The sequence below is a fragment of the Streptomyces sp. T028 genome (assembly GCF_048159505.1).
Classification (GTDB): domain Bacteria; phylum Actinomycetota; class Actinomycetes; order Streptomycetales; family Streptomycetaceae; genus Streptomyces.
In genome coordinates, this window is the sequence record NZ_JBLRVZ010000008.1 from 1 (window position 1) to 20,292 (window position 20,292).

At 70.6% G+C, this 20,292-nt stretch carries 19 protein-coding genes and 2 pseudogenes; 16 read left to right on the top strand and 5 right to left on the bottom strand.

Annotated elements, in window-relative coordinates:
• Positions 1-18: 18 nt before the first annotated feature.
• The 5 genes and pseudogenes from ACLZN2_RS08185 to ACLZN2_RS08205 form a co-directional block, all read right to left on the bottom strand.
• Positions 19-96: pseudogene (locus ACLZN2_RS08185) on the bottom strand (DNA-binding response regulator); the annotation flags it as partial.
• Positions 97-213: 117 nt separating this feature from the next.
• Positions 214-840, bottom strand: coding sequence for a response regulator (locus ACLZN2_RS08190; RefSeq protein WP_416977702.1), 627 nt, complete (start codon positions 838-840; stop codon positions 214-216).
• The gene (locus ACLZN2_RS08195; RefSeq protein WP_416977703.1) at positions 837-2,042 is read right to left on the bottom strand and encodes a sensor histidine kinase; all 1,206 of its coding nucleotides are present in this window, start codon (positions 2,040-2,042) and stop codon (positions 837-839) included. The genes ACLZN2_RS08190 and ACLZN2_RS08195 overlap by 4 nt, the downstream gene beginning before the upstream one ends.
• Positions 2,039-2,884 (bottom strand): ABC transporter permease, encoded by an 846-nt coding sequence (locus ACLZN2_RS08200; RefSeq protein WP_416977704.1) that lies wholly within the window; start codon positions 2,882-2,884, stop codon positions 2,039-2,041. Before ACLZN2_RS08200 ends, ACLZN2_RS08195 begins: the two co-directional genes overlap by 4 nt.
• Positions 2,881-3,747, bottom strand: coding sequence for an ABC transporter ATP-binding protein (locus ACLZN2_RS08205; protein ID WP_416977705.1), 867 nt, complete (start codon positions 3,745-3,747; stop codon positions 2,881-2,883). The genes ACLZN2_RS08200 and ACLZN2_RS08205 overlap by 4 nt, the downstream gene beginning before the upstream one ends.
• A 145-nt stretch (positions 3,748-3,892) precedes the next feature.
• Here ACLZN2_RS08205 and ACLZN2_RS08210 point away from each other — a divergent pair, with 145 nt between their 5' ends.
• The 16 genes and pseudogenes from ACLZN2_RS08210 to nusB all read left to right on the top strand — a co-directional run bounded on the left by ACLZN2_RS08210 (position 3,893) and on the right by nusB (position 20,186).
• Positions 3,893-4,552, top strand: a complete 660-nt coding sequence (locus tag ACLZN2_RS08210; RefSeq protein WP_416977706.1) for a vitamin K epoxide reductase family protein — start codon at positions 3,893-3,895, stop codon at positions 4,550-4,552.
• A 55-nt stretch (positions 4,553-4,607) separates the two neighbouring features.
• Positions 4,608-5,963, top strand: a complete 1,356-nt coding sequence (locus ACLZN2_RS08215; protein ID WP_416977707.1) for a replication-associated recombination protein A — start codon at positions 4,608-4,610, stop codon at positions 5,961-5,963.
• A 302-nt stretch (positions 5,964-6,265) separates the two neighbouring features.
• Complete coding sequence (rpsD, locus tag ACLZN2_RS08220; RefSeq protein ID WP_133913333.1) at positions 6,266-6,880, top strand: 30S ribosomal protein S4; 615 nt, start codon at positions 6,266-6,268, stop codon at positions 6,878-6,880.
• A gap of 170 nt (positions 6,881-7,050) precedes the next feature.
• The gene (locus tag ACLZN2_RS08225; RefSeq protein WP_067250056.1) at positions 7,051-7,491 is read left to right on the top strand and encodes a DUF948 domain-containing protein; all 441 of its coding nucleotides are present in this window, start codon (positions 7,051-7,053) and stop codon (positions 7,489-7,491) included.
• A 9-nt stretch (positions 7,492-7,500) separates the two neighbouring features.
• Positions 7,501-7,845, top strand: a complete 345-nt coding sequence (locus ACLZN2_RS08230; RefSeq protein ID WP_133913331.1) for a hypothetical protein — start codon at positions 7,501-7,503, stop codon at positions 7,843-7,845.
• Positions 7,845-10,517, top strand: coding sequence for an alanine--tRNA ligase (gene alaS / locus ACLZN2_RS08235; RefSeq protein WP_416977708.1), 2,673 nt, complete (start codon positions 7,845-7,847; stop codon positions 10,515-10,517). The genes ACLZN2_RS08230 and alaS overlap by 1 nt, the downstream gene beginning before the upstream one ends.
• A gap of 8 nt (positions 10,518-10,525) precedes the next feature.
• Positions 10,526-10,990: a Holliday junction resolvase RuvX gene (gene ruvX, locus ACLZN2_RS08240; protein WP_416977807.1), complete on the top strand. Its 465-nt coding sequence runs from the start codon at positions 10,526-10,528 to the stop codon at positions 10,988-10,990.
• 123 nt (positions 10,991-11,113) lie between these two features.
• Positions 11,114-12,895, top strand: a complete 1,782-nt coding sequence (gene mltG / locus ACLZN2_RS08245; RefSeq protein ID WP_416977709.1) for an endolytic transglycosylase MltG — start codon at positions 11,114-11,116, stop codon at positions 12,893-12,895.
• Positions 12,876-13,733 (top strand): shikimate dehydrogenase, encoded by an 858-nt coding sequence (locus ACLZN2_RS08250; protein WP_416977710.1) that lies wholly within the window; start codon positions 12,876-12,878, stop codon positions 13,731-13,733. Before mltG ends, ACLZN2_RS08250 begins: the two co-directional genes overlap by 20 nt.
• Before the next feature lie 268 nt (positions 13,734-14,001).
• Positions 14,002-15,186: a chorismate synthase gene (aroC, locus tag ACLZN2_RS08255; protein ID WP_416977711.1), complete on the top strand. Its 1,185-nt coding sequence runs from the start codon at positions 14,002-14,004 to the stop codon at positions 15,184-15,186.
• A 29-nt stretch (positions 15,187-15,215) separates the two neighbouring features.
• Positions 15,216-15,620 (top strand): annotated as a pseudogene (locus ACLZN2_RS08260) (shikimate kinase); the annotation flags it as partial.
• 117 nt (positions 15,621-15,737) lie between these two features.
• Positions 15,738-16,826, top strand: coding sequence for a 3-dehydroquinate synthase (gene aroB / locus ACLZN2_RS08265; RefSeq protein ID WP_416977808.1), 1,089 nt, complete (start codon positions 15,738-15,740; stop codon positions 16,824-16,826).
• A 167-nt stretch (positions 16,827-16,993) separates the two neighbouring features.
• Entirely contained in the window at positions 16,994-17,869 is an 876-nt protein-coding gene (locus tag ACLZN2_RS08270; RefSeq protein WP_416977712.1) for a Pro-rich N-terminal domain-containing protein, read from the top strand.
• 156 nt (positions 17,870-18,025) lie between these two features.
• Entirely contained in the window at positions 18,026-19,132 is a 1,107-nt protein-coding gene (locus ACLZN2_RS08275) for an aminopeptidase P family protein (RefSeq protein WP_416977713.1), read from the top strand.
• 50 nt (positions 19,133-19,182) lie between these two features.
• Entirely contained in the window at positions 19,183-19,749 is a 567-nt protein-coding gene (efp, locus tag ACLZN2_RS08280; RefSeq protein ID WP_416977714.1) for an elongation factor P, read from the top strand.
• A 2-nt stretch (positions 19,750-19,751) separates the two neighbouring features.
• Complete coding sequence (gene nusB / locus ACLZN2_RS08285) at positions 19,752-20,186, top strand: transcription antitermination factor NusB (RefSeq protein ID WP_416977715.1); 435 nt, start codon at positions 19,752-19,754, stop codon at positions 20,184-20,186.
• The last annotated feature ends 106 nt before the right edge of the window (positions 20,187-20,292 follow it).

The window sequence follows — 20,292 nt, forward strand, 5'->3', positions numbered from 1 at the left end:
TGGGAGGTGGTGAGGGGGTTATGGGTCGAGGAGTCCGTGGCGCATGGCGCTGGTGACGGCTGCCGTGCGGTCGTCGACGCCCAGCTTGCCGAAGGCCTGCGGGAGATGGGTCTTCACCGTCGACTCCCTGATGCTGTGTCGATTTGCGGCTGCTGCCGCGCGGGGCGCCTGCCGGTCTCGGGTGTCTGTTCGGTGTGGGAGGTGGTGAGGGGGTTATGGGTCGAGGAGTCCGTGGCGCATGGCGCTGGTGACGGCTGCCGTGCGGTCGTCGACGCCCAGCTTGCCGAAGACCCGCAGGAGATGGGTCTTCACCGTCGACTCCCCGATGAACAGGCGCCTGCCGATCTCCGCGTTGGTGCAGCCCTCCGACACCAGGCGCAGTACCGCCGTCTCGCGGGCCGACAGGCGCGGGCGTTCCGGCCTGGTGCGGAGCTGGTCGACCAGGCGGGCCGCGACCGAGGGGGCGAGGACCGTCTCGCCGTCTGCCGCCCGTCGTACCGCCTCGGCCAACTGGCCCCGGGGGAGGTCCTTCAGGAGGTAGCCCGCCGCGCCCGCCTCCACGGCTCGCAGGATGTCCCGGTCGGTCTCGTACGTCGTCAGGACGATCACCCGGCACGGCAGCCCGGCCTCCGTCATCCGTACGATCGACTCCACACCCCCGCCGCCCGGCATCCGCAGGTCCATCAGCACGATGTCGGGGCGGAGTTCGGCGGCCAGGGCCTCCGCCCGGGGCCCGCTCTCCGCGTCGGCGACGACCTCCAGATCCGGCTCGGCGCTCAGCATCGCCCGCAGCCCCTCGCGTACGACGGGATGGTCGTCGGCCAGGATGATCCGGATCACGGGCTCTCACTCCTCACCTCGGCCGGCACGGGCAGCCGGACCGTGACCGTCGTCCCCTCGCCGGGCGCACTGCGCACCAGCGTCGTCCCGCCCACCTCCGCGGCCCGCGCCCGCAGTCCCGCCAGACCATAACCGTCCGAGGCGACAGCCGGATCGAAGCCCCGGCCGTCGTCCCGTACCGACACCGTCAGACCGCTGTCGTCGTACCCCAGGGAGATCGCCACCCGGGCCGAACTCCCGGCGTGCCTGCGGGCGTTGGTCAGTGCCTCCTGGCAGGAGCGCAGCGCCACCACCTCCGGCCCCGCGGGCAGCGCCCGCACCGGGCCCGTGACGTCCAGGTCCGCCGAGTGCCGCGCGGCCAGCCGGCCGAGCGCGTCCGGAAGGGAGGTCCCGGCCAGATCGGCGGGGGTGCCGCCCGCGACCAGGGCCCGGGCCTCGGCCAGGTTCTGCCGGGCGGTCTCGTCCATCAACCGCAGATGCGCCCGGGCCCGCGCCACGTCCGTCTCCAGTTCCGCCTCCACCGCCTGTGTGAGCATCAGCAGGCTGGTGAAGCCCTGCGCGAGAGTGTCGTGGATCTCGCGAGCCATGCGTTCCCGTTCTGCGATCGCGCCATGTGCCGCCGAGAGACGTGCCACCTCGGTGCGGCTGGCGTCCAACTCGGCGATCAGCTCGGCGCGTTCCACGCTCTGTTCGATGATCCGGATGATCCAGCTGCCGATGGCCGCGGAGAAGACGAGGCTGACCAGGGCGAACAGGCCGTTGAAGAACACCTCTTGGTCACCCGGCCACCACAGCAGCGCCCAGCCCACCACCGGTGCGATGTTGATCACCGTCACCGCGACCAGGGCCGGCCGCAGCTTCAGGGTCATGAAGCACTGCGGAACCAGTGCGAACGTCATCAGCCGGGTCTCGCCCACCAGCACTGCCGACGGCAGGAACAGGGCCATCCCGCCCACGAGATAGACCAGGGACCTGCGTTCGTCCGCCGCCGGTTCGCTCACCAGCAGGGGCCGGCCCACGACGACGTACCACGGCACGAGCGGCACGAGCAGCGCGGCCGCCACGACGCGGACCGGCCACCCCGGGTGTTCCGTGCCGAGCACGGTCACCAGGGTGGCCACCCAGACCAGCGCGAAGTACACGTCCCAGATGCGGAAGGAACTGTCCCAGATGTGGGTGCCGGCCTCGGAGGGGCCGCTCATCCGTCGCGCCGGTTCTTCCACCGGAAGGTCAGCAGACACAGCACCAATCCTCCGACGCACCACGCCCCGAGGACCAGGGCCACGCGTCCGAACTCCCAACCGCCCGCCTGTTCCAGGACCTGCGCCGACTCCGGCAGGAACACCCCGCGCAGGCCCTGGCACATCCACTTCAGCGGGAACAGCGCGCCGACCGTCAGCATCCAGTCCGGGATGGTGTCGATGGCGATGTACACACCGGAGATGAACTGCAGGACCAGGAAGGGCAGGACGACCACGGACGTGGCGCTCTTGCCCGACTTCGGGACCGAGCTGATCGCGATGCCGAGCAGCGCGCACGCGGTGAGCCCGAGGACGAAGATCCACGCGAAGTCGAACCAGCGGGCCGCCGACGACGGCAGATCCACGTCGTACAGCGTCGTACCGACCAGCAGCAGTACGGCCGTCTCCAGCGCCCCGGTGACCAGAACCAGCCAGATCTTGCCCAGGAAGTACGCGGCCGGCGGCATCGGTGTGCCGCGCAGTCGGCGCAGCACCTTCTCGTCCCGCTCGATCGCGATCGAGATGCCCAGGGACTGGAAGCTGGTCGACATGATGCCGGCGGCCATCATCGCCGGGACGTACAGCTGCGAGGCCGTGATGCCCGCCCCGCTGACGTCGTCCTTGAAGATCGAGGCGAACAGGAACAGGAACACCACCGGGAAGGCGAAGGTGAAGACGACCTGTTCGCGCTGGCGGAAGAACTGCTTCAGTTCGAGGGCGCCCCGGTGCAGGCCCAGCGTCCAGGCGCGGGGCAGACGGGGGGGTGCGGCTTGCGTCGGCGGTGCCGCGACGGTCGTGGTCATCGGGGGTCCCCCTGTCCGGTCAGGTTCAGATACACGTCCTCCAGCGTGGGACGGGCCACCGTCAGCCCCGGGATCTCGCCGTCGAAGCGGTGCGTCAGCTCGGCGACGGTACGGGTCGGGGTGTCCGTGTGCGTGCTCCGCGCGGTCCCGTCGGACTCCGTCCAGGCGACCGTCGCGCCGCTGCCGTACCGCTCCCGCAGGGCGGCCGGTTCGCCCTCGGCGACGACCCGGCCCCCGGCGACGACCGCCAGCCGGTCGGCGAGCGCCTCCGCCTCCTCCAGATAGTGCGTGGTCAGCAGGATGGTCGTGCCCTCGTCGGCCAGGGCGCGGATCAGGTCCCAGAACCGGCGGCGGGCCGCCGGGTCGAAACCGGTCGTCGGCTCGTCGAGGAGCAGCAGGTCGGGGCCGCCGATCACACCGAGCGCCACGTCGAGCCGTCGGCGCTGGCCGCCGGAGAGGGTCTTCGTCCGGCTGTCCGCCTTCGCCTCCAGGCCCACCAGGGCGATCACCTGCTCCGGGTCGCGCGGCCTCGGGTAGTAGCGCGCGAAATGCCGTACCGTCTCGCGGACCGTCAACTCGGCGGGCGCGGATTCGTCCTGCCAGACGATTCCGACACGTGAGCGCCACGCGCGCGTGCCCGTCGCCGGGTCCGCCCCCAGCACCCTGACCTCGCCCGCGTCCCGTCGGCGGTGTCCCTGAAGGATCTCCACCGTGGTGCTCTTGCCCGCGCCGTTCGGTCCGAGCAGCCCGAAGACCTCGCCCGCGCGGATTCCCAGATCGATTCCGTCCACCGCGGTCACGTCCCCGTACTGCTTGCGCAGCCCCCGTACGTCCACCGCGAGTTCGTTCGCGTGTGCTGTCATGCCTTCGAGACTCGGCCGGAACCGCTCCTTCGGGGACGACCGTGCGGGCCTCCTTATGTCCACCGAACGGTGGACAGCCGGGCCGGTGCGGCACAATGGCCCCTGCCCGAAGATGGTCCAACTCTCAAACGACGGAATCGGCGTGATGAGCAAGACGACAGTCAAAGACGTCTCCACGGAGTCCGAGCCGGGGCGTGACTCCGCGACGGCGCCCCGGACGGTGGGCGGGAGCCGTGCTTTCGCGATCCTGCTGCTGATCACCGGCGCGGCCGGGCTGCTCGCCGCGTGGGTCATCACGGTCGACAAGTTCAAGCTGCTCGAGGCCAAGGTCGCGGGCACGACCTTCACGCCCGGCTGCAGCCTGAACCCGGTGGTCTCCTGCGGCAGCGTGATGGAGTCCAAGCAGGCCGCCGCCTTCGGCTTCCCCAACCCGATGCTCGGCCTGGTCTGCTACGGCATCGTCATCTGCGTCGGCATGAGCCTGCTGACCGGCGCCCGCTTCCCGCGCTGGTACTGGCTCACCTTCAACTTCGGCACGCTCTTCGGCGTCGCCTTCTGCACCTGGCTGCAGTTCCAGTCCCTGTACCGGATCAACGCGCTGTGCCTGTGGTGCTCGCTCGCCTGGGTCGCCACGATCATCATGTTCTGGTACGTGACCTCCTTCAACATCCGCAACGCCATCCTGCCCGCGCCGAGCTGGCTGAAGAGCTTCTTCGGCGAGTTCACCTGGATCGTGCCCGTGCTGCACATCGGCATCATCGGCATGCTGATCCTGACCCGCTGGTGGGAGTTCTGGACCAGCTGACGGTCCGGCCGACGGTCCGCGCCGCGTTGTCAGTGCGGTGATTTAGGGTTTCATCGTGGAGCCCGACCTGTTCACCGCCGCCGCAGAAGAACGCCAGGAGAAGGACCCCGCCGGGAGTCCCCTGGCGGTCCGGATGCGCCCGCGCACCCTCGACGAGGTCGTGGGCCAGCAGCACCTGCTGAAGCCGGGCTCCCCGCTGCGCCGCCTGGTCGGCGAGGGCGCCAAGGGCCCGGCCGGGCCCTCCTCGGTGATCCTCTGGGGCCCGCCCGGCACCGGTAAGACGACCCTGGCGTACGTCGTGTCCAAGGCGACGAACAAGCGGTTCGTGGAGCTCTCCGCGATCACCGCCGGCGTCAAGGAGGTCCGCGCGGTCATCGACGGCGCCCGCCGCGCCACCGGGGGGTACGGCAAGGAGACCGTCCTCTTCCTCGACGAGATCCACCGCTTCAGCAAGGCCCAGCAGGACTCCCTCCTGCCGGCCGTCGAGAACCGCTGGGTGACCCTGATCGCGGCGACCACCGAGAACCCGTACTTCTCGGTGATCTCCCCGCTTCTGTCCCGCTCCCTCCTGCTCACCCTCGACCCCCTCACCGACGACGACCTGCGCGGTCTGCTCAGCAGGGCCCTCACCGACGAGCGCGGCCTCAGGGGCGCCGTCACCCTCCCCGAGGACACCGAGGCCCACCTCCTGCGCATCGCCGGCGGTGACGCCCGCCGCGCCCTGACCGCCCTGGAGGCCGCCGCCGGGGCCGCCCTCGACCAGGACGAGAGCGAGATCAGCCTGGCGACCCTGGAGCAGACGGTCGACCGCGCGGCGGTGAAGTACGACCGCGACGGCGATCAGCACTACGACGTCGCCAGCGCCCTCATCAAGTCCATCCGCGGCTCCGACGTCGACGCCGCCCTGCACTATCTGGCCCGCATGATCGAGGCGGGCGAGGACCCCCGCTTCATCGCCCGCCGGCTGATGATCTCCGCCAGCGAGGACATCGGCCTCGCCGACCCGACCGCGCTGCCCATAGCCGTCGCCGCCGCCCAGGCCGTCGCCCTGATCGGCTTCCCCGAGGCCGCCCTCACCCTCAGCCACGCCACCATCGCCCTCGCCCTGGCCCCCAAGTCCAACTCCGCGACCACCGCGATCGGCGCCGCCCTGGACGACGTACGCAAGGGACTGGCCGGACCCGTGCCTCCGCACCTGCGCGACGGGCACTACAAGGGCGCCGCCAAGCTCGGCCACGCCCAGGGGTACGTGTATCCGCACGACCTGGCGGAGGGCATCGCCGCCCAGCAGTACGCACCGGACGCGATCAAGGACCGGGAGTACTACACCCCCACCCGGCACGGCGCGGAGGCCCGGTACGCGGACGCCGTGGAGTGGACCAGGAAGCACCTCGGTCGAAAGCGGTCCTGAGCACCCTGTAAACTCACTTGGAGTGCTGCGTCCCGCGCTGTCAGAACGGGACAGTCAGCCGGAGCCCCGGTCCCCGGACCGGCTCCAGGAGCGTCGCGCACCGTCGAACGGTGTCGCGGGCAGCCCATCACCACCCGTCGCACGACGGGACCGGTCGATGGGCCACTCGCGTGCTGCACGTATGTGCCCAGACCAGGGGAGCGGCTGCCCAGCGGGTCCCTCGCGGACCCGACGGGATTCCCCGGCTGCGGATGCGACCTCCCTTAACTCTGACAAGCCGAAAACCAGGAAATGAGAGACAAGTGGCGAACCAGTCCCGCCCCAAGGTCAAGAAGTCGCGTGCCCTCGGCATCGCGCTGACCCCGAAGGCCGTCAAGTACTTCGAGGCCCGCCCCTACCCGCCGGGCGAGCACGGCCGTGGCCGCAAGCAGAACTCGGACTACAAGGTCCGTCTGCTGGAGAAGCAGCGTCTGCGCGCGCAGTACGACATCTCCGAGCGCCAGCTGGTCCGCGCCTACGAGCGTGCCTCCAAGGTGCAGGGCAAGACCGGTGAGGCCCTGATCATCGAGCTCGAGCGCCGTCTCGACGCCCTGGTGCTGCGTTCGGGCATCGCCCGCACCATCTACCAGGCCCGTCAGATGGTCGTGCACGGCCACATCGAGGTCAACGGCCAGAAGACCGACAAGCCGTCGTTCCGTGTCCGTCCCGACGACGTCGTGATGGTCCGCGAGCGCAGCCGCGAGAAGACCCTCTTCTCCATCGCCCGTGAGGGCGGCTTCGCCCCCGACGGCGAGACCCCGCGCTACCTCCAGGTGAACCTCAAGGCCCTGGCGTTCCGCCTGGACCGCGAGCCGAACCGCAAGGAGATCCCGGTGATCTGCGACGAGCAGCTCGTCGTCGAGTACTACGCCCGTTGATCCTTCGGCGGTCGTAGGCCTTCTGCGCCCAGGCCCGTCGTCTCCCTGCCCCTCGGGGCGGGCGGGACGGCGGGCCTTCGCACACTCCTAATCCGGTACGGAGCGGCGGTGCCGGCGCGATAGGCTCGGAACCCAATTGATTTCGCCGAAGAGCGGGAAGCAGGTGCACGGTGTCCGGTGGAGAGGTGGCCGGGATCCTGGTGGCCGTCTTCTGGGCGATCCTGGTCTCCTTCCTCGCCGTCGCGCTGGCGAGGCTGGCCCAGACGCTCAGGGCGACCACCAAGCTGGTCGCGGACGTGACCGACCAGGCCGTCCCGCTGCTCGCCGACGCCTCCGCGGCCGTGCGCTCCGCGCAGACCCAGATCGACCGGGTCGACGCCATCGCCTCCGACGTCCAGGAGGTCACGTCGAACGCCTCCGCGCTCTCGACGACCGTCGCCTCCACCTTCGGCGGCCCCCTGGTCAAGGTCGCCGCCTTCGGCTACGGCGTGCGCCGGGCCCTCGGCGGCCGTCGGGAGGACGTGCCCGCCAGGGAGCCCCGGCGTACCGTGATCGTGGGCCGCACGGTCTCCCGGCGGGAGAAGCGTGGCGCCCGTGGAAAGAGGGACTGAGAGCCAGCCATGTTCCGCCGAACGTTCTGGTTCACCACCGGTGTCGCCGCCGGTGTGTGGGCCACCACCAAGGTCAACCGCAAGCTGAGGCAGCTGACTCCGGAGAGCCTCGCCGCGACCGCGGCCAACAAGGCCCTCGAGACGGGGGCGCGGCTGAAGGACCGTGCGGTCGGCTTCGCGCTCGACGTCCGCGACAACATGGCCCAGCGGGAGGCGGAGCTCCAGGACGCGCTCGGCATCGACGAGGACCCCGAACTTCCCGCCCCCCGGCGGTTCGCCGCCATCGAGAACAGCACCCACCCGAGGTACGTCCAGACGACGACGTACTCGTACGACCGGAATGAGGACCACTGATGGAGTCGGCCGAGATCCGCCGCCGCTGGCTGAGCTTCTACGAGGAGCGCGGGCACACCGTCGTCCCTTCGGCGTCGCTCATCGCGGACGACCCGACTCTGCTCCTCGTCCCCGCCGGCATGGTCCCCTTCAAGCCCTACTTCCTGGGCGAGGTCAAGCCGCCGTGGGCGCGCGCCACCAGCGTGCAGAAGTGCGTGCGCACCCCGGACATCGAAGAGGTCGGCAAGACCACCCGGCACGGCACGTTCTTCCAGATGTGCGGCAACTTCTCCTTCGGCGACTACTTCAAGGAAGGCGCCATCAAGTACGCCTGGGAGCTGCTCACCAGCCCCCAGGACAAGGGCGGTTACGGACTGGACCCCGAGCGCCTGTGGATCACCGTCTACACGGACGACGACGAGGCCGAGCGCATCTGGCACGAGGTCGTCGGCGTGCCGAAGGAGCGCATCCAGCGCCTCGGCATGAAGGACAACTACTGGTCCATGGGCGTCCCCGGCCCCTGCGGCCCCTGCTCCGAGATCAACTACGACCGCGGCCCCGAGTTCGGCGTCGAGGGCGGCCCCGCCGTCAACGACGAGCGGTACGTGGAGATCTGGAACCTCGTCTTCATGCAGTACGAGCGGGGTGAGGGCATCGGCAAGGACAACTTCGAGATCCTCGGCGAGCTGCCGAGCAAGAACATCGACACGGGCCTCGGTCTGGAGCGCCTCGCCATGATTCTGCAGGGCGTGCAGAACATGTACGAGATCGACACCTCCATGGCCGTCATCAAGAAGGCCACCGAGCTGACCGGCGTGGCCTACGGCGACGCCCATGACTCGGACGTCTCCCTGCGCGTGGTCACCGACCACATGCGTACGTCGGTGATGCTCATCGGCGACGGCGTCACCCCCGGCAACGAGGGCCGTGGTTACGTCCTGCGCCGCATCATGCGCCGCGCCATCCGCAACATGCGCCTCCTCGGCGCCACCGGCCCGGTCGTCAAGGACCTCATCGACACCGTCATCGGCATGATGGGCCAGCAGTACCCGGAGCTGGTCACCGACCGCGAGCGCATCGAGAACGTCGCCCTCGCCGAGGAGGCCCGCTTCCTCAAGACCCTCAACGCCGGTACGAACGTCCTCGACGGCGCCGTCAGCGAGACCAAGGCCGCCGGCTCCACCGTGCTGGCCGGCGACAAGGCGTTCCTGCTCCACGACACCTGGGGCTTCCCGATCGACCTCACCCTGGAGATGGCCGCCGAGCAGGGGCTGTCCGTGGACGAGGACGGCTTCCGTCGCCTGATGAAGGAGCAGCGGGAGCGCGCCAAGGCCGACGCCCAGGCCAAGAAGACCGGCCACGCCGGCGCCGGCGCCTACCGGGAGATCGCCGACAAGGCCGGCGAGACCGAGTTCATCGGCTACGCCGACACCGAGGGCGAGTCGACCGTCGTCGGCATCCTGGTCGACGGTGTCTCCTCCCCGGCCGCCAGCGAGGGCGACGAGGTCGAGATCGTCCTCGACCGCACCCCGTTCTACGCCGAGGGCGGCGGCCAGATCGGTGACACCGGCCGGATCAAGGTGGACAGCGGCGCTGTCATCGAGATCCGTGACACGCAGAAGCCGGTCCCGGGTGTGTACGTCCACAAGGGTGTCGTCCAGGTCGGCGAGGTGACCGTCGGCTCGAAGGCCCAGGCCTCGATCGACAACCGTCGCCGCAAGGCCATCGCCCGCGCCCACTCGGCCACCCACCTCACCCACCAGGCCCTGCGCGACGCGCTCGGCCCGACGGCCGCCCAGGCCGGTTCCGAGAACCAGCCCGGCCGCTTCCGCTTCGACTTCGGCTCCCCGTCCGCCGTTCCCACGGCCGTGATGACCGACGTCGAGCAGAAGATCAACGAGGTGCTCGCCCGTGACCTCGACGTGCGCGCCGACATCATGGGCATCGACGAGGCCAAGAAGCAGGGCGCCATCGCCGAGTTCGGCGAGAAGTACGGCGAGCGGGTCCGCGTGGTGACCATCGGCGACTTCTCCAAGGAGCTGTGCGGCGGCACGCACGTGCACAACACCGCCCAGCTGGGTCTGGTGAAGCTGCTCGGCGAGTCGTCGATCGGCTCGGGTGTGCGCCGTATCGAGGCCCTCGTCGGCGTCGACGCCTACAACTTCCTCGCCCGTGAGCACACGGTCGTCGCCCAGCTCCAGGAGTTGGTCAAGGGTCGTCCGGAGGAGCTCCCGGAGAAGATCTCCGCCATGCTCGGCAAGCTGAAGGACGCCGAGAAGGAGATCGAGAAGTTCCGCGCCGAGAAGGTCCTGCAGGCCGCCGCCGGTCTGGTGGAGACCGCCAAGGACATCCGCGGCGTCGCCGTGGTGACCGGCCAGGTCCCGGACGGCACCACCCCCGACGACCTGCGCAAGCTGGTCCTCGACGTGCGTGGCCGTATCCAGGGCGGCCGGGCCGCCGTGGTCGCCCTGTTCACGGTGAACAACGGCAAGCCGCTCACGGTCATCGCCACCAACGAGGCCGCCCGCGAGCGCGGTCTGAAGGCCGGTGACCTGGTCCGTACGGCCGCCAAGACCCTCGGCGGCGGCGGTGGCGGCAAGCCGGACGTCGCCCAGGGCGGCGGCCAGAACCCGGCTGCGGTCGGCGAGGCCGTCGACGCGGTCGAGCGGCTCGTGGCCGACACGGCCAAGTGAGCGAGCTGATGCGCAAGGGCCGCCGACTCGCGATCGACGTCGGGGACGCCCGGATCGGGGTCGCCTCGTGCGACCCCGACGGGATCCTCGCCACCCCGGTGGAGACGGTCCCCGGCCGGGACCTCCCGGCGGCTCACCGACGGCTGAGGCAGCTCGTCGAGGAGTACGAACCGATCGAGGTCGTCGTCGGTCTCCCTCGCTCCCTCAAGGGGGGCGAGGGCCCCGCCGCGGTAAAGGTTCGCGGCTTCGCACAGGAACTCGCGAAGGACATCGCCCCCGTCTCCGTACGCCTGGTGGACGAGCGGATGACGACCGTGACGGCCAGTCAGGGGCTGCGCGCGTCAGGGGTGAAGTCGAAGAAGGGCCGGTCGGTGATCGACCAGGCAGCCGCTGTGATCATCCTCCAGCAGGCCCTGGAATCCGAACGAGTGTCAGGTAAAGCACCGGGCGAGGGCGTCGAAGTGGTCATCTGATCGCGATACGGTAACGTTCCGCGCGATGCGGCGGTGTTCGAACAGCCGCCGCACAGAGAGAGGCGGAACGGTGACGGACCTGGGAAGGCCGCGTGATCGCCGCCTCGCGGCTCTAGGGGATCGATGACTGAGTATGGCCGGGGCCCAGGCTCCGAACCGTGGCATCCGGAGGACCCGTTGTACGGGGACGGCGGATGGGACGGGCAGCAGGCCCACCAGGGCCATCAGCCTGCCTACGGCGGCCAGCCGCAGCACCACCACTACCCGCAGCAGCAGCAGCCGCAGCAGCCGGGATACGGCGACTGGGGCAACGGACAGGCGCAGCAGTACAACCAGCACCAGTACGGTCAGCAGCAGTACCCGCAGCAGCCCTACGACCCTCAGCAGTACCAGCAGCAGTACGTGCCCCAGGTTCCCCAGGTCCCGCAAGGACCGGGGCAGGGGCAGCAGGGTTATCACGAGGGCTACCAGGAAGGCGGCTGGGACGGCACCGGCACCCACGCCCACGTCCCGTACGCCGCCGACCCCGGTGACCCGTACGGCCAGCAGCCCGCCGCGTACGGCGCCGAGCAGCCCGACCTCTACGGCACCCCGGACGCGTACCCGCCGCCGGAGCCGCCCGCCCGGCGGGTCACCGAATCGACGCCTGAACCCGAGGTGGAGGCCGAACAGAAACCCGACTGGGACCCCGGGCCCGACCAGGGCGAGCACGCGTTCTTCGCGGGCGGGGACGCCGACGACGACGAGGACGACGACGATCCCGACGGCCGCGGGGGCCGCAGGGGGCGCGGCGGCAAGGACGTCAAGGCGGGCAAGGGCAAGAAGAAGAGCCGCAACGGCTGCGCCTGCCTGGTTGTCGTACTGGTGTTCGTCGGCGGTGTCGGTGGCGTCGGCTATTTCGGCTACAACTTCTACCAGAATCGTTACGGCGCACCCCCGGACTATTCGGGCAACGGTACGAGCCAGACCGTGAGCGTCCAGGTGCCCGAAGGGTCGGGCGGCGCGGCGATCGGCCGTCTGCTGAAGGACGCCGGTGTCGTCAAGAGCGTCGACGCCTTCGTCTCCGCGGCCACGAACAATCCCAACGGGGACAAGATCCAGGCGGGCGCGTACATTCTGAAGAAGGGGATGTCCGCGAAGGCCGCCGTCGAGATGATGCTCGACGGGGACAGCCAGGCCAACGTGCTGGTCAAACCCGGTCAGCGCAATGTCGAGGTCTACAAGGCCATCGATGCGAAACTCGCCCTGTCCGCCGGCACCACCAAGAAGATCGCCGACAAGGACTGGAAGACCCTCGGGCTGCCCAAGTGGGCGAACGACAACAGCGATATCAAGGACCCATTGGAGGGCTTCCTCTTCCCGGGCACCTATCCCGCGGCCAAGGGCATGAAGCCCGAGGCGGTCCTGAAGGGGATGGTCACCAACGCCGCGAAGAAGTACGCGACGTACGACCTGGAGGACAAGGCCAAGGCGCTGAAACTCGAGAGCCCGCTGCAGCTCGTCACGGTCGCGAGCCTCGTCCAGGCCGAGGGCAAGACCGTCGACGACTACCGCAAGATGGCGGAGGTGGTCTACAACCGCCTCGACCGGGCGAATCCCCAGACGTACGGTTTCCTCCAGTTCGACTCGACCTACAACTACCTGAAGGGCGAGAGCAACATCAACATCAGCGAGTCGGAGATCAACAGCAACAAGGACCCGTACAACACGTACACCAACAAGGGTCTGCCGCCCGGTCCGATCGGAAACCCGGGCGAAGTCGCGCTCAAGGCGACGCTGAATCCGACCGACGACGGCTGGTACTACTTCGTGGCGACGGACGGTGTGAGCAATACCGAATTCGCCAGGACACACGAGGAATTCGAGAAACTCAGGGACAAGTTCAATGAGAGCACGGGCAACTGACGCCCGCCGGGCCGCCGTTCTCGGCAGCCCCATCGCCCACTCCCTCTCGCCGGTGCTGCACCGCGCCGCGTACGAGGCGCTGGAGCTCACCGGTTGGACGTACGACCGCTTCGAGATCGACGAGGCCGCCCTGCCCGCCTTCGTCGAGGATCTCGGCGCGGAGTGGGCCGGGCTGTCGTTGACCATGCCGCTGAAACGGGCCGTCATCCCGCTGCTCGACGAGATCAGCGAGACGGCCGCCTCCGTGGACGCGGTCAACACGCTGGTGTTCACCGAGGACGGCCGCCGCGTCGGAGACAACACCGACATCCCCGGCATGGTCGCCGCCCTTCGCGAGCACGGCGTCGAGCAGGTCGACTCGGCGGCGATCCTCGGCGCGGGCGCCACGGCGTCCTCGGCGCTGGCCGCCCTGTCCCGGGTCTGTTCCGGCGAGATCGTGGCGTACGTCCGCAGTGAGGCCCGCGCCGCCGAGATGCGGCAGTGGGGCGAGCGCCTCGACGTCGGGGTCCGGATCGCGGACTGGTCCGAGGCCGCCGACGCCCTCGCTTTCCCGCTGGTCGTCGCGACCACCCCCGCCGGGGCGACGGACGCCCTGGCCGCCTCGGTGCCGGAGCACCCCGCCACCCTCTTCGACGTGCTCTACGAGCCCTGGCCGACCGGGCTGGCCGCCCGCTGGTCCATGTTCGGCGGTGCCGTCGTCAGCGGACTCGACCTGCTCGTCCACCAGGCCGTACTCCAGGTGGAACAGATGACCGGCATCAGCCCGGCCCCGGTGGAGGCCATGCGCAAGGCGGGCGAACACGCGCTCGCCTCCCGGCGGGCTCCCGGGGAGCGGTGACTCTCGCGAACGGCAAGGGCGCCGCCCTGCGCGCCCTGGTCCATGTGCTGCCGGACTGGCCGCACCGGGGGCACCGGCCCACGGGTCGGGCGCGGCAAGGCGCGGTGAGCCCGCCGTCCCGTCCGTCCAATGGACCGCGGCACCGGTCCGGCCCCTGGACGTGGGAGGATCGAGGTGGCTGGCCGGAGGCCGCGCACCCGGCCGGGCCGAGGACGTACGCGAGGACGCGCGTAGGGCAGTACCAGGGCGCGAGCACTGAGGAGCATCGTTGAGCAGGCTGCGTTGGCTGACCGCGGGGGAGTCCCACGGTCCCGCACTTGTCGCGACGCTGGAGGGCCTTCCCGCCGGCGTGCCGATCACCACGGAGATGGTGGCCGACCATCTCGCGCGGCGGCGGCTCGGCTACGGTCGCGGCGCGCGGATGAAGTTCGAGCGCGACGAGGTCACCTTCCTCGGCGGCGTGCGGCACGGCCTGACCCTCGGCTCCCCGGTCGCGGTCATGGTGGGCAACACCGAGTGGCCCAAGTGGGAGCAGGTCATGGCGGCCGACCCGGTCGACCCGGAGATCCTCGCCGGCCTCGCCCGCAACGCCCCGCTGACCCGGCCCCGCCCCGGCCACGCCGACCTGGCCGGTATGCAGAAGTACGGCTTCGACGAGGCCCGCCCGATCCTGGAGCGCGCCTCCGCCCGCGAGACGGCCGCCCGGGTGGCCCTCGGTGCGGTCGCCCGCTCGTACCTCAAGGAGACGGCCGGCATCGAGATCGTCTCGCACGTCGTCGAACTGGCGGCCGCCAAGGCGCCCTACGGCGTGTACCCCACCCCCGCCGACGTCGAGAAGCTGGACGCCGACCCGGTGCGCTGCCTGGACGCCGACGCCTCGAAGGCAATGGTCGCGGAGATCGACCAGGCCCACAAGGACGGCGACACCCTCGGCGGCGTGGTCGAGGTCCTGGCGTACGACGTCCCCGTCGGCCTCGGCTCGCACGTGCACTGGGACCGTCGTCTCGACGCCCGGCTCGCCGCCGCCCTCATGGGCATCCAGGCCATCAAGGGCGTCGAGGTCGGTGACGGCTTCGACCTCGCGCGCGTGCCCGGCTCCAAGGCCCACGACGAGATCCTCACCACCCCCGAGGGCATCCGGCGCTCCTCCGGCCGCTCCGGCGGCACCGAGGGCGGTCTGACCACCGGTGAGCTGCTGCGCGTGCGCGCCGCGATGAAGCCGATCGCGACCGTGCCGCGGGCCCTGCGGACTGTGGACGTCTCCACCGGCGAGGCCACGCAGGCCCACCACCAGCGCTCCGACGTGTGCGCGGTCCCCGCGGCCGGCATCGTCGCCGAGGCCATGGTGGCCCTCGTCCTGGCGGACGCGGTCGCGGAGAAGTTCGGCGGCGACAGCGTCACCGAGACCCGCCGCAACGTCCGGTCGTACCTCGACAACCTCCACATCCGATGAGCGGGCCCCTGGTCGTCCTGGTCGGCCCCATGGGCGTCGGCAAGTCCACCGTCGGGCAGCTGCTCGCCGAACGGCTCGGCGTCGGCTACCGGGACACCGACGACGACATCGTCACCGAGCAGGGCCGCAGCATCGCGGAGATCTTCGTCGACGAGGGCGAGGAGACGTTCCGCGCGATCGAGAAGCTGGCCGTGCGCCGCGCGCTCACCGAGCACGAGGGTGTCCTGGCGCTCGGCGGCGGCTCGATCCTCGACGCGGACAGCCGCGCCCTGCTGGCGGACCAGCGGGTGGTCTATCTGTCGATGGACGTCGAGGAGGCCGTCAAGCGCACCGGCCTCAACGCGGCCCGCCCCCTGCTCGCCGTCAACCCGCGCAAGCAGTGGCGCGAGCTGATGGAGGCCCGCCGCGGGCTGTACGAGGAGGTCGCCACCGCCGTGGTGGCGACGGACGGCCGTACGCCCGAAGAGGTCACCCAAGCCGCCCTGGACGCACTGGAGTTGACTGCATCCCCCGGGGGACAACCCCCGGACCCCCGGCCGAAGGACGTTAGGGTGAGCCAGGTGACAAGGATCCGGGTCGGCGGCAGCGCGGGCTCCGAGCCGTACGAGGTCCTGGTGGGCCGTCAGCTCCTCGGCGAGCTCGGCGGACTGATCGGCGCCAAGGCCAAGCGTGTCGCCGTGATCCACCCGGAGGCCCTCGCCGAGACCGGTGACGCGCTCCGCGCCGACCTGGCCGGACAGGGCTACGAGGCCGTCGCCATCCAGGTGCCCAACGCGGAGGAGGCCAAGACCGCCGAGGTCGCCGCGTACTGCTGGAAGGCGCTCGGCCAGTCCGGCTTCACCCGCACCGACGTGGTCGTGGGCGTCGGCGGCGGCGCGACCACCGACCTCGCCGGGTTCGTGGCCGCCACCTGGCTGCGCGGGGTGTGCTGGATCGCCGTACCGACGACCGTGCTCGCCATGGTGGACGCGGCCGTCGGCGGCAAGACCGGCATCAACACCGCCGAGGGCAAGAACCTCGTCGGCGCCTTCCACCCGCCGGCCGGGGTCCTGTGCGACCTGGCCGCGCTGGACTCCCTCCCGGTCAACGACTACGTCTCGGGGCTCGCGGAGATCATCAAGGCCGGCTTCATCGCCGACCCGGCGATCCTCGACCTCATCGAGTCCGACCCCGAGGCCGCCCGCACCCCGGCGGGCCCGCACACGGCCGAGCTGATCGAACGCTCCATCAGGGTCAAGGCGGACGTGGTGTCCTCCGACCTCAAGGAGTCGGGCCTGCGCGAGATCCTCAACTACGGCCACACCCTCGCGCACGCCATCGAGAAGAACGAGCGCTACAAGTGGCGCCACGGCGCGGCCGTCTCCGTCGGCATGCACTTCGCCGCCGAACTGGGCCGCCTCGCGGGCCGCCTGGACGACGCGACGGCGGACCGCCACCGCACCATCCTGGAAGCGGTCGGGCTGCCGTTGCACTACCGCCACGACCAGTGGCCCAAGCTGCTGGAGACCATGAGGGTCGACAAGAAGTCGCGGGGCGACCTGCTGCGCTTCATCGTCCTCGACGGGCTGGCCAAGCCGACCGTCCTGGAGGGCCCCGACCCGGCGGTCCTGCTCGCCGCGTACGGGGAAGTGGGCCAGTAAGTCCCCCGGGATCCCTTCCGCCCGATTCGCTTTCCACACGGGCACTTCGGACCGCCCCCGGCCGTTCACCAAACGACGGCCGGGGGCGGTACCGTTCAGAATCGAAAACGGGGGCACACGCTCCCACAACCAGCGCCCATTGCCTGTACGAGACGGAGTGGCACCGGATGCAGCACGCAGTGGGTTCTCCGCTGCCGCCGCCCCACCAGCCGGGGCACGGTCCGGCCGCCGGCTGGTCGCCGGCCGCACAACACCCGGGCCCGCACCAGCCGGGCAGCCCCCCGCACCAGCCGGGCTACCTTGGCGCTCCGCCGCCCTCCGGGCCCGTCCCGCCCGCGCCCCGGCCCCCGGTCCCGCCCGTGCCGCCGCCCCCGGCCCCGCAGCACGCCCCCGTCCCGCACGGCACCGATGTCACCGGCCATGTCCCGCTGCCACCCGGCGGCCCCGTGGCGATGCCCACCGCTTCGCCCGGGCCGGACCTCGCGACCACCACCGTCGCCGTGCTCCTCATCGGCCCCGCGGGCGCCGGCAAGACCAGCGTCGCCAAGTTCTGGGCCGACCACCGCCGGGTCCCCACCGCCCACATCAGCCTCGACGACGTCCGCGAATGGGTCCGCTCGGGCTTCGCCGACCCGCAGCGCGGCTGGAACGACCACTCGGAGGCCCAGTACCGCCTGGCCCGCCGCACCTGCGGCTTCGCCGCCCGCAACTTCCTGGCCAACGGGATCTCCTGCATCCTCGACGACGCGATCTTCCCCGACCGCCCGGTCGTCGGCCTCGGCGGCTGGAAGCGCCACGTCGGCCCCGGCCTGCTCCCCGTCGTCCTCCTCCCCGGCCTGGAGGTCGTCCTGGAACGCAACGCCCAGCGCTCCGGCAACCGCCGCCTCACCGACGAGGAGGTCGCCCGCATCCACGGCCGCATGGCCGGCTGGTACGGCTCCGGCCTCCCGATCATCGACAACTCCCAACTCGACGTCCCGTCCACGGCAAAGGTCCTGGACGACGTCCTGTCGAGAGCGATCGCCAGCCCGCCGAAGTGGTGATCAGGGGGGACTGCAGGTTTTTAGGGGCGCGGGGAACTGCGCGACAAGCCCCCACCGGCCCGCACCCGAAGAACGCACCCACCCGAAGAACGCACCGCACCCCCACTCGGCCCCTCCCAACCGGCACAATCCCCCCACCCCTCATACGCTCGACTCATGTCAGAGGTGTACGCGTCGCGCCGCACGCGACTGAGGGACCGCTGCAACGCCGTCGGCAGCACAGCCGCGCTCATCTCCAGCCCGGCCAATGTGAGGTACCTCGCGGGCGCCGCCCCGAAGGGCGCCGTGCTGCTCCTCGGCAGACGCGAGGACCTCCTCGTCTGCCCGGGCCCGCCCGACGAGCGCCCCGGCGAAGCCCGCCCCGACGAACGGCTCAGGGCGCACACCCTGCCGCACGCCGGCGGCGACCCCGCCGTCGCAGCCGCGGACATCCTCACCGCCGAGGGCGGAGACTCCCTCGCGGTCGAGGAACACCACCTCACGGTGGCCCGCCACCGCGCCCTCCGCTCGGTCGCTCCCCGGCTCCGCCTCGCCGACCTCGCCGGCGCGGTCGAACAACTCCGCGTCGTCAAGGACGAGGAGGAGATCTCCTGCCTCCGCGTCGGCGCCGAGATCGCCGACCAGGCCCTCGGTGAGCTGCTGGAATCCATCCTCGTGGGCCGCACCGAGCGTCACCTCGCCCTCGAACTCGAGCGACGGCTCGTCGACCACGGCGCCGACGGTCCCGCCTTCCCCACGTCGGTCGCCACCGGCCCGAACTCCGGCCGACCCGGCCACCGCCCCACGGACCGGCGGGTCGAGGAGGGCGACTTCCTCTCCGTCTGTCTCGGCGCCACCTACCGCGGCTACCGTTGCGAGATCGGCCGCACCTTCGTGATCGGTACGTCACCCGCCGACTGGCAGATCGAGCTGTACGACCTCGTCTTCGCAGCCCAGCGCGCCGGACGCGAGTCCCTGGCACCCGGCGCCGCCTACCGTGACGTCGACCGCGCCGCCCGCCAGGTGCTGGACTCCGCGGGGTACGCACAGGGCCTCCCGGCGCTGACGGGGCACGGGGTCGGACTCGAAATCGACGAGGACCCGCAGTTGACTCCCGCGGCCATGGGTAAACTGGACGCCTGCGTGCCGGTCACCGTCGAACCGGGGGTCCACCTCCCGGGCCGGGGCGGTGTCCGGATCGATGACACGCTCGTCGTACGCCCCGAGGCGGACGGCGGACCCGAGCTACTCACCATCACGACCAAGGAGCTGCTCGCGCTGTAGGAGGCGCGTGACCCCGGGGTCGTAACGTCAGTCCAGGAGATTCCGCAACCGTGGCTTCCACGAACGACCTCAAGAACGGCCTGGTGCTCAAGCTCGAAGGCGGCCAGCTCTGGTCCGTCGTCGAGTTCCAGCACGTCAAGCCCGGCAAGGGCCCGGCATTCGTGCGCACCAAGCTCAAGAACGTGCTGTCCGGCAAGGTGGTCGACAAGACCTTCAACGCCGGCGTCAAGGTCGAGACGGCCACTGTCGACAAGAGCGACATGCAGTTCTCGTACATGGACGGCGACTACTTCGTCTTCATGGACATGGAGACCTACGACCAGCTGCACATCGACCGCAAGACCGTCGGTGACGCCGCGAACTTCCTGGTCGAGGGCTTCGAGGCCACCGTCGCCCGGCACGAGGGCGAGGTGCTCTTCGTCGAGCTGCCGGCCGCCGTCGAGCTGACCGTCGCCGAGACCGAGCCGGGCCTCCAGGGCGACCGCTCCACCGGTGGCACCAAGCCCGCCACCCTGGAGACCGGTCACCAGATCCAGGTCCCGCTCTTCATCACCACCGGTGAGAAGATCAAGGTCGACACCCGCAGCAGCGACTACCTCGGCCGGGTGAACAGCTAACCGTGGCTGCCCGCAACACGGCCCGCAAGCGCGCCTTCCAGATCCTCTTCGAGGGCGACCAGCGCGGAGCCGACGTCCTCACGGTCCTCGCGGACTGGGTCCGGCACTCCCGGACCGACACCCGGCAGCCGCCGGTGAGCGAGTACACGATGCAGCTGGTCGAGGGCTACGCGGACCACGTGAAGCGGATCGACGAGCTGATCGCACAGTACTCCGTCGGCTGGACGCTGGACCGGATGCCCGTGGTCGACCGCAACATCCTGCGGCTCGGCGCCTACGAGCTGATCTGGGTCGACGAGACCCCGGACGCCGTCGTCATCGACGAGATGGTGCAGCTGGCGAAGGAGTTCTCCACGGACGACTCGCCGTCCTTCGTCAACGGTCTGCTGGCCCGGCTGAAGGAGCTCAAGCCGTCGCTCCGCCGGGACGAGGCCTGAGCGGTACGACAAACGCCGGAGGGCCCGCAGCATCACCGCTGCGGGCCCTCCGGCATTCCCGGTGCCCCCCACTGCCCCACAGGCCCCCAGAACGCCACCGGGGTGG

Bases quoted from the DNA above. Each gene is read 5' to 3' on its own strand.
- ACLZN2_RS08195 (WP_416977703.1), bottom strand. From the start codon at position 2,042: ATGAGCGGCCCCTCCGAGGCCGGCACCCACATCTGGGACAGTTCCTTC.
- ACLZN2_RS08200 (WP_416977704.1), bottom strand. From the start codon at position 2,884: ATGACCACGACCGTCGCGGCACCGCCGACGCAAGCCGCACCCCCCCGT.
- ACLZN2_RS08205 (WP_416977705.1), bottom strand. From the start codon at position 3,747: ATGACAGCACACGCGAACGAACTCGCGGTGGACGTACGGGGGCTGCGC.
- ACLZN2_RS08210 (WP_416977706.1), top strand. From the start codon at position 3,893: ATGAGCAAGACGACAGTCAAAGACGTCTCCACGGAGTCCGAGCCGGGG.
- ACLZN2_RS08230 (WP_133913331.1), top strand. From the start codon at position 7,501: ATGTTCCGCCGAACGTTCTGGTTCACCACCGGTGTCGCCGCCGGTGTG.
- alaS (WP_416977708.1), top strand. From the start codon at position 7,845: ATGGAGTCGGCCGAGATCCGCCGCCGCTGGCTGAGCTTCTACGAGGAG.
- ruvX (WP_416977807.1), top strand. From the start codon at position 10,526: ATGCGCAAGGGCCGCCGACTCGCGATCGACGTCGGGGACGCCCGGATC.
- mltG (WP_416977709.1), top strand. From the start codon at position 11,114: ATGACTGAGTATGGCCGGGGCCCAGGCTCCGAACCGTGGCATCCGGAG.
- ACLZN2_RS08250 (WP_416977710.1), top strand. From the start codon at position 12,876: ATGAGAGCACGGGCAACTGACGCCCGCCGGGCCGCCGTTCTCGGCAGC.
- ACLZN2_RS08270 (WP_416977712.1), top strand. From the start codon at position 16,994: ATGCAGCACGCAGTGGGTTCTCCGCTGCCGCCGCCCCACCAGCCGGGG.
- ACLZN2_RS08275 (WP_416977713.1), top strand. From the start codon at position 18,026: ATGTCAGAGGTGTACGCGTCGCGCCGCACGCGACTGAGGGACCGCTGC.